Annotated in this window: 11 protein-coding genes; 3 read left to right on the top strand and 8 right to left on the bottom strand. The window is 58.1% G+C overall.

All coding sequences use genetic code 11. From position 1 onward, the window contains the following. Positions 1-159 precede the first annotated feature (159 nt). Positions 160-558: a host attachment family protein gene (locus AB8A38_RS20810; protein WP_439088569.1), complete on the top strand. Its 399-nt coding sequence runs from the start codon at positions 160-162 to the stop codon at positions 556-558. A 1,269-nt stretch (positions 559-1,827) separates the two neighbouring features. Here the strand turns inward: AB8A38_RS20810 and AB8A38_RS20805 are convergent. Together AB8A38_RS20805 and AB8A38_RS20800 are read right to left on the bottom strand one after the other, a co-directional pair. Further along, positions 1,828-2,733: a glycosyltransferase family 1 protein gene (locus AB8A38_RS20805; protein ID WP_315839746.1), complete on the bottom strand. Its 906-nt coding sequence runs from the start codon at positions 2,731-2,733 to the stop codon at positions 1,828-1,830. 929 nt (positions 2,734-3,662) lie between these two features. Then, positions 3,663-4,010, bottom strand: coding sequence for a hypothetical protein (locus tag AB8A38_RS20800; protein WP_315839747.1), 348 nt, complete (start codon positions 4,008-4,010; stop codon positions 3,663-3,665). Between the two features lie 522 nt (positions 4,011-4,532). Here AB8A38_RS20800 and AB8A38_RS20795 point away from each other — a divergent pair. Together AB8A38_RS20795 and AB8A38_RS20790 are read left to right on the top strand one after the other, a co-directional pair. After that, positions 4,533-5,417 (top strand): hypothetical protein, encoded by an 885-nt coding sequence (locus tag AB8A38_RS20795; protein ID WP_315839748.1) that lies wholly within the window; start codon positions 4,533-4,535, stop codon positions 5,415-5,417. Between the two features lie 901 nt (positions 5,418-6,318). Next, a complete protein-coding gene (locus AB8A38_RS20790; protein WP_089263454.1) occupies positions 6,319-7,032 on the top strand; it encodes a response regulator transcription factor in 714 nt (237 codons plus the stop codon). A 169-nt stretch (positions 7,033-7,201) separates the two neighbouring features. Here the strand turns inward: AB8A38_RS20790 and AB8A38_RS20785 are convergent, their stop codons facing one another. The 6 genes from AB8A38_RS20785 to flhA are packed head-to-tail and all read right to left on the bottom strand — an operon-like array spanning position 7,202 to position 11,909. Beyond that, complete coding sequence (locus tag AB8A38_RS20785; protein WP_089263453.1) at positions 7,202-7,654, bottom strand: hypothetical protein; 453 nt, start codon at positions 7,652-7,654, stop codon at positions 7,202-7,204. Then, on the bottom strand, positions 7,651-8,142 hold the full coding sequence (locus tag AB8A38_RS20780; RefSeq protein WP_439087245.1) for a hypothetical protein: 492 nt from the start codon (positions 8,140-8,142) through the stop codon (positions 7,651-7,653). Before AB8A38_RS20780 ends, AB8A38_RS20785 begins: the two co-directional genes overlap by 4 nt. Before the next feature lie 33 nt (positions 8,143-8,175). Next, positions 8,176-8,640 (bottom strand): rod-binding protein, encoded by a 465-nt coding sequence (locus tag AB8A38_RS20775; RefSeq protein ID WP_315839750.1) that lies wholly within the window; start codon positions 8,638-8,640, stop codon positions 8,176-8,178. A gap of 36 nt (positions 8,641-8,676) precedes the next feature. Further along, positions 8,677-9,072 (bottom strand): hypothetical protein, encoded by a 396-nt coding sequence (locus AB8A38_RS20770; RefSeq protein ID WP_315839751.1) that lies wholly within the window; start codon positions 9,070-9,072, stop codon positions 8,677-8,679. A gap of 6 nt (positions 9,073-9,078) precedes the next feature. Then, positions 9,079-9,825 carry a flagellar biosynthesis protein FliR gene (fliR, locus tag AB8A38_RS20765; protein ID WP_439087244.1) on the bottom strand — a complete coding sequence of 249 codons (747 nt, stop codon included), beginning with the start codon at positions 9,823-9,825 and terminating at the stop codon, positions 9,079-9,081. Beyond that, positions 9,822-11,909 carry a flagellar biosynthesis protein FlhA gene (gene flhA / locus AB8A38_RS20760; protein WP_315839753.1) on the bottom strand — a complete coding sequence of 696 codons (2,088 nt, stop codon included), beginning with the start codon at positions 11,907-11,909 and terminating at the stop codon, positions 9,822-9,824. Before flhA ends, fliR begins: the two co-directional genes overlap by 4 nt. Between the last annotated feature and the right edge of the window lie 19 nt (positions 11,910-11,928).

The raw sequence follows: 11,928 nt of genomic DNA, 5'->3' as shown, positions 1-11,928 counted from the left end.
GGAGCTTAGACTGGAAACAGCCGCTTCGCAGTCCGGCGCGCGCTCCCAAGGAATCATTGAGCATTTGGTTAGGCGGAACTTCGCGGAAGCGGATGTGTTGCTCTATGGCTTGCGGCCAGCTTGGGCAACGGCGCCACTCACAACATGTCAGGAAATGAAATGATCCTCCCAACGGATACCATCGTTGCTGTTGCCGACAGTGAAAAGCTGAATCTTTTCCGCAACGTCGGCACCGAAACCGAAATGAGCTTGGTCGTTGCTCCCGGTGACGATGTCGAGCCGGTCAGCGGCAGTGGTGGACAGAACAGCAGCTCGGCCAACCCCGATCAAAGTCGGGCGGATGAGGACGGTTTTGCGTCCGGGATCATCGAAATGCTGAATGCTCAGGTGCTAACGAATAAGTTCAGCAATCTCGTGATCATTGCTGCGCCGAAGACGCTTGGTGAGATGCGCAAACATTACCACAAAAAGCTCGATGAGGCTCTGGTCGGCGAAATCGCCAAGGACCTGACCGGTCATTCGATAGCGGATATCGAGAAGACGATACTCGCTGCGTAACTTTTGACGCTCGTCCGATCAATCCGCCGTGCTGCCAAGCGGTGGATCTTAGTATCGTACTCCTCAAGATCGCGAGCAGGTCGTTTCTTGGAGCGATGCGCGTCAGGTCGTGCTCAACTTATGACCAGCTCTGATCATGCGACGGAGCGGAGTTAGATATGCTGGCATCGACCATCGTCACTATGACTGAATTCACTACTCTGGCCGGACTCGTCCGCACGACAGCCGGCCGTTTTACTTCACACCCCTTTGCCAGCACCCCATACGCAGCCGCTCCAGCGCTTGCGACCCTCGCCCCTCTGATGCGGTCCTAAAAAGTGGTAATGCAAAATATATAGAGCAGCGCACATGCCAGCACGGCGGTCCATGTGGTCGATGCCGCCAGAAGCACAGACTCGCTGGTTATTCGCCGGGCCATGGCGACTTAGCCCGAAATCGATTTGGGCGGCTGCAACCCCGGCGATGAAATCCAGTTGTCAATATGAAGCGCGATTTCGACCTGACGCAACTCGCGCTCAAGGACATCGCGCTGTTGTCCGCGGTTCTCGCATTCCAGCCGCGCGTGAATGCGAGCTTTCTCAGCGTTCAGTCTGCTGTCGTATCTATAGGAATGCGAGCAAGGGCGCCTCATGGCGCGCTCCTTTCCTGCGTATAAGGCGGGAGCGCGACACTCTCAGTCACCGATAGCTGCCAAGGTCCGGCCGGTGATGGCGCAAGTGTACGCTCGCTATGTCCGGTTGTCGACATACCTCAAGCGGCGACTGCGTTTCCTCTAAGGCCGTTAGGGTTGGAATAAGCGAGTACCTTTCTCCGTGCGCGATCGCAGGCGAACTGTGAAGCGGCTTAATCGCTGGTTTCATCGGGAGCGTCGACGTTTCTCGCATCGGCGGCCGTGAGCTGGCCTTCTGACGTCGACTGCGAGCGCCCTGGAAGCGAGCCGGTTGACGCGCAGCGTCGCTCAGCTTCATGAACGCTGCCGGCATCGTCGGGAAAGTTGTAGATCGGAGGAGCTACGGGAAGACGTTTGGCGAGGTCTTCATCCATTTAAATGATGGCGGAGTGCGCCGCGCGGAAATTGGGCACTGACCCTGTTTCCGGCGGCAGTGGCCTGATTTGGTTTTTTGGCACGAAGTGCACAGGACTTTCCCGGACGCGGGCCTATAAATGCTCCCACACCTTGGGGAGCTGCCGTGTCAAAAGAGCACCTTTATAGCGCCTTCGTCATCGTGGCGGGGCTAATCCCCGTCGTGATAGTCGCAGCCCCTTCCGTTAAGCCGTTCGATCAGCGGCCCGCAGCGTCTCGTCGATGACATAATCGACCATCGCGTCCTGCAGATGATATTTGCGAACATGCTCGCGCAGATCCAATGCCATCTGGCGTAGAAGCGGCTTGTCGCTCAGTCCGCGCTCAATCACGGACGACAGACTGCCCGGGGTTACGTCGTACAACAGGACATGCTCGTGTTCTCGAACGGGCGCGTGACGCTCGACCGTCGGATAGTTGAGAACCGGCACGGTCAGGCATTGCGCCGCCTCGGCAGTTCGATAGCACTCCCAGCTATAGCCCGACGGTGACCACGCCAGCCATGCGCTCGAAAGCCGCCGCAGGAATTCGTCATGCGGAAGTCTTTCGTGCGGAATATCGATCTTGAGGCCTTTGCTTCTCAACGCCTCGAGTTCTGACAGACCGACACGGCGCACCCACGAATTTTCCGCGACTTCGCCCACGAAAAACACGTCAGACGTCTTTTCCGGAGATTCGCCATCGGTATCGATCCTCGCTGCGGGAAGCGAAATGGGGCGTATCTTCGCCAGACGTTCGTTCCAGCGCCGATTGCGCCTTATGCGTCGCGTCGGAAGTGCCGGATGGGCCGAGTGGCAGAGAATATGCCACCGATCGACGGGAAGCTCGCGTTTGAAAGCCGCGGTAGCCTTGTCGAGCAGAAAGAAATTATGCGAGCCGACGATGAAGGCGTCGTTCATATCCAGAACGGCGATCGGCACGGGAAGCTTCACGAATCTTAGCCAGGAGACGCCGAAGACTCTTGTCATCGCGGACAGCGGACGAAGCGGCTGCCGGAAGAAAGCGCGCAGCCAGTAGCGCGGATGCCATGCCGGGCGTAGTGGCATATAGACGATGATCAGGTCGTATGTCCCGCGTCGCGCCTCACGCATCGCCTTAATGAATCGCCAGGGCGTGCAGTCGGCGAAGCCTTTCGCCGCTCGCCCGCGAGGGATCGGACGTTCCCCCGTCCAGAGCACATCCGTCTCTTCCGGATAGATATCCTTGCAATAGTGCCAGGAGCCCAATTCGAGGATTCTCGGTCTGGTCCTATTTGGGCTTTCTGCCGTCGCACTCACCGATGGAATTCCTTAACAGACGAGGCCAGCTCACTGGAGTTGCAGTAGAACGGATATCACCATCATGGATTGATGCGCGACACGACATGAATGCAACAAAAAAGCGCGCCTGACGAGGGCGAAGAGGGCTGCAACATGCCCGTTTATAAGCGTTTCTGGCGAGTTGGCCCAAGGCGCCTTTTAGCCTCTCCCAGAGCCGTCTGCGATCAGACACCGGCTGTCCGCTTGCTGCACTGGCTGCAGTTTCTACGACATTCGGCGTGGACCGCCCTTCAACCTGTTGAAGATCGCCGGGCATTCCAATTTTCACTTTCCGCGCCCGGCGACCGTTGACGCTGCAGGATCAGTCGATGAGCGACCCCCGCGCCACCACCCATATTCCATGTCGTCAACCGGGTGCACCACGCGCTGTAGCCACATCCTCTACAGGACAGGATGAAGCATAACATCCTGAGCGCGCGGCGGACTGGATCCAGACCTGGCTGGTCATGAAGCTGATCACGTATCAGGTGGACAAGGCCGAGCGTCAGCACGTCAGATAACCGAACGGTCGGCGCCGAAGGACGTGCGCCGGGCAAGACAATCAACGTCGAGCGAATGCCAAAGAACAGAGCCCATACCGCAATGCGGCGGGAGCACCATGCCGGTCCTCTTTCAAATCGATCCCAACGACCTTGGTGACAGAAAGTCGTCAACAAGGGACTCATTTTGAATGGATCGAATTTGACAATTCGCAACGTGACTCAGTCGGCAGTGCCTTGTGGCTCGGGCGGCTCCTGATCAGACGCATCACCAAGCGCCTTTCCCCGGGCGAGACTCCGTTCTTCCTGCACCCTGATATTATGCATCAGAGCTGTAAGGCGACGGCCAGTGATGGGTTGGCCATCACCCTGGGTAACGCCCTGCGCAGCAAGACCCGCAGCAATCTCGGTCCACGTCGCGCCGTCTTCACGGTGCATCCGTTCCAATTCCCGAAGGTTCTTTCGAATAATTTCAGTCGCGCCAGATTTGATCTTGCCGATCGGCGAATCCTGCCGCTCGGCTTTCAACAATTTCACGTAATCGCGAAGGCTTTTGAGATCGATATCCATGGCCACGGCAATAGTGTCGGTTTCTTAAAACGCCACTTCATCAACCGATGAATAGCCCCTATCGATCTATTATCAAGATTTACGGCATTTAACTCAATGCGCGGATTTACCGATTTGATCTGATAGACTTTGGAGTGAGGCAGCTCGAATCATTTATATTTTTACGAATCAATTTCAATATTCTTTGGGTCGACTTTGATTTGATTGTCTCGCATCTCGTTGATCGTGCCTGCGCCATTTTCCATTCTTCGACCAAATCGCCGCCCCGTGACGGTCGAGAGATGACCGGCTAGCAGTTGGTGACCACACGAAGACCACACCAATAACTACACAACCACTATGCGCTCTTGTGCACGATATATCGGCGCGGACAGCACCCGATCATCGTTCAAACGATCTGCATCGTCGCGCGATGGAGATCGACCGTCGGTTGATCGTTAGCGCACACATCTATCTCGACGGCTTCGCGCAAGCTTCGCTTGTTACGCCGCTCGTACGATTTGATTGCCACTGCAGACAGTCATGACCAATGCAAAGATCAGCATGACGATGTCCAAGATACCGTCGGATTCACGGTCAAGCGCTGTGGAAAACGGCAGCCTGTTTCGTGAGCAATCACCGAATTCACACTCCACGCCAAGACCTCATATTGCTGCTGCCGCCGCGATCGACGAGCTTCTCGCCAGCGAAGCGCGCGCAAATATGCAACGCGCTCGCATTTCCACCCGCGAAGAGCCAATCAAGGCAAAGGTGCGCTTCACTGTGCCGCCGGCCCGTATTGTCGCAAGACCGTTACAATCGCCGGCATGGAAAGCTCCGTTCTTCTCCCTGGCAATGGTCGTCGGCCTGTCAACGCTCGTTTCCGCTGGCGCGATTGCCTATCTGTTCCTGCGGCCGATGACATCTTCAGCCGTATCTGATGCAGATCTTCGCAGCATTCGCGATTCCGTCACGCAGCTGCGACGGCAAGTTGCGGAGATTACCGGCGACGTGGCTAGCAGTCGCGCTGCCGTTGAAGCTGCCCGTACGCAGGCCGCCGAACAGGCAAGCCGCGCACAAGATCGCGCCGAGCGTGAACAGGCGGCCCTGGCTGCGAAATTTGCACGCATTGCTGACGAGAAAACGCAAGCGATACAGGTCGCGGCCACTCTGGCGAATACTCCCGATATCACCGGCACGGTGCAGTCTCAGGCGCAACGGCCGGCAAGTACGTCACGCGAAGTTATTCCCGGTTGGCACGTGCGCCGCGCCTATGATGGCGTCGCGGTGCTTGAGGGAAAGACCGGTGTGATTGAGGTCGTGCCGGGGCAGGATGTCCCTGCTCTCGGGCGAATCCAGGAAATCAAGAACGAAAACAACCGCTGGCAGGTTCTGACCAGCAGAGGCGTCATCCTTTCAGGTCGCTGAATTGATGCCTCGATCTGACTGATTGATACTAACGGCCACGCACAGGCAGGATGCTCGTGACACGCTGGATGACTACCCAGGACGACGCCGACAAGATCGGCAGCTTCGGATTCGCATCGAGCGATCCGAGTGCCCTATATGGCACGCTCTTGAGAGTGGATATCAGTATTGGCCGATGCCGGCTGATATCGGGCCTACGTAATCGCATGTTGCTGCCCCGCACATGACGAAAAGACTTTCGCTCCATATGCCCGCGCACGACAATCAACGCGTTTTGCCGTGTGGTACTGCACTGGTTCAAACCAGCGCAGTCGCGATTGCATCTATGCCGGCACGCTGTGAGATAGTTGGGTGCAAAAAGGGTCCGACAAAATCGTCGCACCTTATGAATTATCCACTTGTTAGTTTGCTTCAACTGCATGGTTTGCAAGCACGACTCTTTGCAAATTTGTGCACCTCGACTACTTGATGATGCGGTATCATCTTGATGATCAGTATGCCGATTCGCGTGTGTGACAACTCGGGCAAGTCCAGCCGATCAAAGCGCCAGATATCGACGATACGGCACGCGATCGGCCACTTCCCCCGTTTTGACACTAGCGCTGGTTCGGTTCTGCCACCGACCGTGCACGACCATGAGATGTCATGTCGTGTTCACATAGCGAGAGGGAGCTCTCTGAAACTACGGATGAATGCAAGCCGGAGAACATGAGCTGACCGCATCACTGCACTGGGTATCCCGTAAAAGCGACCGGGCTCCCCATTGCAAGTCAGCACACCGCTCAAAGGCCCATCCATCCGCTCAAGTAACTGTTGTGTTGCGTCTTCAAGACAAAAATGGGGCGAGTGCGCCTAATTCGACCCCATAACGATATCAAGGCGAAACACGCAGGGGATTAAAATGTTTGTTGTAATCGATGACCGAGAGGGCGTCACACAAGGCTATGCGGCCGGGTTTGATCGCGAAGGGGTTGTATCGATTGGCTTCACTTCTACAGACTTTCGCGATTGGCTGGAATGTGCCGTTGGTAATGATTTAACTGTCATTCGGGCCTTTCTGCTGGGCGATTGTCCTGATCGGACGAGTATCCCATCCAGTATCCGCAACAGGTCACGGGCGCCGATCATTGCGCTCAACAGCCTGAAGCACCTCAAGCAGACTATTGAGTTATTCGAAGCTGGCGTGGATGACGTCGTTCACGCACCGGTTCACGTCCGCGAGATCATGGCACGAACGGCAGTTATTCGCCGCCGTACCATCGATCAGCATGAACCGGCACAAACGAGCGTGATTCGTGTCTTTCTCGATGGCCGCGACCCGGAGGTCGCCGGTCGCACTTTGATTCTGCCACGACGCGAACTACGCATTCTCGAACACCTGGTCGGGCATCAAGGCAAATGGCTGACGAAGACCCAGCTCTTCAACGCCATCTACGGTCTGTTCGATGCCAGCTTCGATGAGAATGTGATCGAAAGCCATGTGAGCAAGCTGCGCAAGAAGCTACGTGATCATCTCGGCTTCGACCCGATCGAATCGAAGCGTTACATGGGTTACCGGTTGGACGATCTGAAGTCTCGTCCCGCTAACGAAGCGCCTGTTTCAAAGGCGAACTAAGGCTCACGCCTTACGCGCAAGAGGACGCCGACCACGGCGTTGGCGTCCACCGCCTCCTCGAATTGCTGTGCAAGACACAGAGCTTCTCGTGCAACAAGAAGTACCACACATCCACCACGCCAGATCATCGAGTATCACCGTACCACAGCGATGACCACTCGCTGTAGTCTCAGCGGCGAATCTGATCCTTCGACACATAGTTGAAATCCTGCACCAGAACTTCCTGCAGCGCCTCCGTCTGCAGACGCTTGTTGACCTGTGCGCGCACCGTCTGCGCGAATTGTGTGAGGTCGTAACGACCGAGATTCTTGAAATCGAGCTTCTGGTCGCCATAGATCATACGGAATGCTTCATCGACGACGAACGGCTCCGGCGGCACCGGCAGCTGACGCAGGACTTTGGCGTTAGCAGTGAAGACGAGCTGGGTGACAATATAGCCCTGAACGCTACCGTCGGCGATCATCGGCACATTGATCACCTTGACCTTTTCATAAACCAGCCCTTCAGGTTGGTCCTGCTTCGCGGGCAATGCGGCCGCAGTCTCCTTCCAGTAGGAGATCCCGAAACTGGTACCCACAGTGACGAGGCAGGCCCAAATGCCCGTGATCAGCAGCTTCATCATTTGCGCTTGCCTGCGATCGCCAGTGAGTAGGTGCCGTCCGATTCAACCTCCTGGATCGAACGCGCGATGATGGCCGAGACCTCACGCACTGCATCGAGATGGATCTGCAACGCAGCTTGATTACGGATCAGGCTGGCGCGCAACAGCGTGAGTTGCGGCGTGACGCGCGGATCATTCTTGATGTCCTGAGTCAGCCGCATTGCCCGAGTCAGCTCGAGCAGACCACGGTTCTTGCGCTGGCTGAAGCCGTCGAAATCCACTACCGCGCGAACCTCAAGCTTCTCCGTCTCCTCGTCGATGGTCGCTTTCAGCCGATCGATCGCGGTCAGCGCGCTGCTTTGGGTGCCGAGCCATTGGCCAGGCACATCGTCCGCCTCGCCGAAAATCGGGGTTTCCTGCGCAGCCGATTCCGGAAGGTCATTCTCAGGCAAAGCCAGAGCCTGCGCCTCGACGATGATGATTGAGGTCTGCTGTTCGATCTGTTCCATGTCGATCTCTACTGTCATGGCCGGAATCGGCCGTTAGCCTTCGGAAGTGGGAGCCGATGTCGGGCGCGATTTTGCCAGTTGCTTGGCGATGCCGACGCCGTTGCCCTTGGCCATTTCATTGCCGATCTGCTCGGCGAGCATCGAACGCCAGATATTGCCCGCGGTACCCTTGCCGAATACGTCCTCCGCATCCTTCGGCAGCATCGTTTCCACGAACATCTGCAGCACGAAAGCTTCGAACTTGCGATAAGTCGGATTGCTTCCCTCAGCCTTCCGGATGATCGGCGTTGACGCGATCTCTCCGCCGCTGACGGGGGCAGACTTCGCGCTCTGGGCGGCCTGCCCTGCAGCAAACTCGTCGGCGACCGCAGATGCGAAGTTCGCCTCGCTCGCCGGCGCCATACGCTCAAGCCTCGTTGCCGCGACACGTTGAGCGGCCGGATCCGCCGCCTTCATGACATCCGCGATCAGATCGTTCGATACCGGGGCAACTGTCATGACACACCCTGCGCAACTGTCAGAATTCCCATCGGCCTATGCTCCCTCGATCGACCGCCGTACGGCCTTGTCGATTTCGTCGTCCAGAACCCGCTTTTCGTCGGCCCGAACCGTGCGTCCGACCGCCGACTTCACCATTTTCAGCGCATGTTTCAGCTTGCGGCCTTCGTCGCGCGCATGCGCCGCCAGTCTTTCCCTGGCCTTGGCTACGACGCCTTGCTCGATGCTGGCGGCGCGCAAACTCTGGCTCGCCGTCTGCACGGCGAGGTCCGGAAGCTTGCTCTCGTCATTGAAACCTTCGAGAATGACGCGCTGCTTTTCCTCGAGCTGGTTTTCCCGCGCCTGACATTCCATCAGCTGCCACTCGGCAATCCGATGCAGCCTGGCCTGCACGGCGGCGATACGACGAATCTTGCGGTCGCGCTTCTGCACTGCTCGTCACCCCGACAGCCAGGACGAGAAGGCGATGCTGAATTGCAGCACCATTTCGCGCCCCGTGAAATAAAGCAGCAATAGCCCCCCGGTGAGCACAAAGGGCATCGAGATAAAGTAGACGGGAATGCTCGGCGTCAGCTTGTTGGCAAGGCCGACCGCGAAATTGACGATGACGGCATAGATGACGAACGGACTGGCGACCCGAAGCGCCAGCGTAAAAGCCTGGGAAAGGTGATCGACGAGCTGCGTCAACCCGCCCTCGGCGCTGATCCCGGTCGCGGGCAGCCAGATCTGGTAGGAGCCGACCAGACCGCGCAACAATTCCCAGTGCTGGTCGGTTACAAAGAAGACCACCGTCGCAGTCAGCGTGATCAGCGGCACCAGCGCCGGGACATGCTCGCCGTCGTCGGCGACACCCGGGAGGGTCAGACCGATCCCCGACGCGACGAATGTGGCCATCGTTTCCAGAGCCGCGAAGAACATCCGCGCGGTGAGCCCAATGACCAGGCCGACCATCAGTTCGGACATGATCAGGCGGAGGAGATCCGGCGCTGTCGCCACCTCCACGGCCGGCCGGACCGTGGACTCGAGCAGAGGTGTGAGCATCAGGGTGACGCTGATGGCGAGAAACAACCGGATCTGCGTCGGGATATTCACGCGGGAATAACCCGGCGCCACCATCATGCAAGTCCCGATGCGGCAAAAGATCAGGAACGTGGCCAGGATGGAGACGGAGCTGCTTGCGATCAAGATACAGCTCCGAGCGACATCACCTCGGCCCCCCGCGCGATCTCCACATGCGACAGCACCGGCAGCGTGGGGAACATACGTTCGGTGATCATGCGCACATAGGGGCGGACATCGGGCGGCGCCACCAACACCGCAGTGTCGCCATTGGCAGCCGCCTTGCGGACCGCAACCGACACGTCATCCGCAAATTGCTCGACCAGCCGCGGATCGGCGTCGAATTCCACGATCTCGCCCTTACCGTCGCGCTTGATGCTCTGATGGAAGGCGAGATCCCAGCGATTGCCGAGGCGGAGCACCTTGAGCACGCCGTTGTCGGCGAAATCGCCGCAGATCTGCTGCGCAATGCGCATCCGTACATGCTCGGCCACATGCTCGGACCGACGCACATGCGGCGCGATCTCGGCGATGGCTTCCAGAATGAGATGCAGATTGCGGATCGAGATACGCTCTGCCAGCAGAAGCTTGAACACCGCCTGCAGTCCTGAATAGGAAATCTGCGATGGCACCATATCCTCGATCAGCCGCTTGTATTCGGGATCGAGCCGTTCGATCAGTGCGCGGGTGTCCTTATAGGTAAGGAGCTGGGCCAGATTGTTGCGGACGACCTCGCTGAGATGCGTGAGCAGCACCGAGATGTTGTCCGCGATCTTGAAGCCATCCTGTTTAACCTCGTCGATAAACGTCTCGGGAACCCACATCGCCTTCATGCCGAAAGCGGGCTCGATCGTCTCGTCACCCGGAACATCGGGCTTCCGGTCGCCGTCAAATAACACAAGGGACTCGCCAATGCGTAATTCGTGATGGGCCACGACGGTGCCGTATATCTTGATACGATATGACTTCGGTCCGATGGAGAGGTCGTCGGTCAGCTTGATCTCCGGAATGACGAAGCCATATTGGGCAGCGAAACGCCGCCGAACCTTGGCGACGCGATGCGCCAGTTCGCCGTGGGCATTCAGCATCTGGATCGCAAGCTGGCTACCGACGCAGAGCTCGACATCGGAGGTCTTGAGCAATTCCTTGACGGAATCCCGGTTCTCGATCTGCGCTTTCTCCTGAACCTGCGCGATGCGAGCCTGCTCGACCTTCGCGCGGGCGGCCTGCTGGCGCGGCAGCGTAAAGCTCATGAAGGCCATGGCGCTGCCAAGCAGCGCGAAGGGCAGGAATGGCAGGCCGGGAAGCAGACCGAGCGCGAACATCATCATCGCGGCAACTGACTGGGCGCGCGGATACTTGCCGAGCTGTTTCAGCACCATCTGCTCGGCAGAGCCGCGCGTGCCGCCCTTGGAGACGAGCAGGCCGGCCGAGAGCGACACGATCAGCGCGGGGATCTGCGAAACCAGACCGTCACCAACCGAAAGCTTGGTGAAGACGTCAGCGGCGCGTGACAGCTCCATGCCATGATGAGTGACGCCGATGATGATGCCGCCAAAGATGTTGATGGCAGTGATAATCAGGCCGGCGATGGCGTCACCGCGCACGAATTTCGAGGCGCCGTCCATGGCACCGAAGAACGAGCTCTCTTCCTCCAGCTCGTGGCGCCGACGCTGCGCTTCCTTGTCATCGATCAGACCAGCCGACAGGTCGGCGTCGATCGCCATCTGCTTGCCGGGAATGGCGTCAAGCGAAAATCGGGCGCCGACTTCGGCGATACGCGTCGCACCTTTGGTGATCACCACGAAATTCACGGTGACGAGAATCGCAAAGATGATGAGGCCGATGACGAAGTCGCCACCCATCACGAATTTGGCGAAACCGGCGACGACGTAGCCCGCGGCGTGCTCTCCCTCACCGCCATGCGACAAGATCACGCGCGTGGTCGCCACGTTCAGCGCCAATCGCAGGATGGTGGCGATCAGCAGCACGGTGGGAAATGCCGAGAAATCCAGTGGCCGCTGAATCCACAGCGACACCATCAGGATCAACGCGGACAACGCGATCGAGAAGGCCAGGCCGAGGTCGATCAGGATCGTCGGAACCGGCAGAACCAGCATCACCAGAATGGTGACGATGCCGAATGCAAAGGCGACGTCCGTACCGGCCCGCCGTTCGGCCGGCAGGGCTGAAATCATTACGTCGGCCATGGCAATTCTCGCACGAATA

It is taken from the genome of Tardiphaga sp. 839_C3_N1_4, assembly GCF_051811045.1.
Taxonomy (GTDB): Bacteria; Pseudomonadota; Alphaproteobacteria; order Rhizobiales; family Xanthobacteraceae; genus Tardiphaga.
This window is presented reverse-complemented; position numbering and strand designations above follow the sequence as displayed.

Coding starts and splice junctions, on each gene's coding strand:
- AB8A38_RS20800 (WP_315839747.1), bottom strand. CDS start 4,010: ATGGATATCGATCTCAAAAGCCTTCGCGATTACGTGAAATTGTTGAAA.
- AB8A38_RS20805 (WP_315839746.1), bottom strand. CDS start 2,733: ATGCGTGAGGCGCGACGCGGGACATACGACCTGATCATCGTCTATATG.
- AB8A38_RS20810 (WP_439088569.1), top strand. CDS start 160: ATGATCCTCCCAACGGATACCATCGTTGCTGTTGCCGACAGTGAAAAG.
- AB8A38_RS20795 (WP_315839748.1), top strand. CDS start 4,533: ATGACCAATGCAAAGATCAGCATGACGATGTCCAAGATACCGTCGGAT.
- AB8A38_RS20790 (WP_089263454.1), top strand. CDS start 6,319: ATGTTTGTTGTAATCGATGACCGAGAGGGCGTCACACAAGGCTATGCG.
- AB8A38_RS20785 (WP_089263453.1), bottom strand. CDS start 7,654: ATGATGAAGCTGCTGATCACGGGCATTTGGGCCTGCCTCGTCACTGTG.
- AB8A38_RS20780 (WP_439087245.1), bottom strand. CDS start 8,142: ATGGAACAGATCGAACAGCAGACCTCAATCATCATCGTCGAGGCGCAG.
- flhA (WP_315839753.1), bottom strand. CDS start 11,909: ATGGCCGACGTAATGATTTCAGCCCTGCCGGCCGAACGGCGGGCCGGT.
- AB8A38_RS20775 (WP_315839750.1), bottom strand. CDS start 8,640: ATGACAGTTGCCCCGGTATCGAACGATCTGATCGCGGATGTCATGAAG.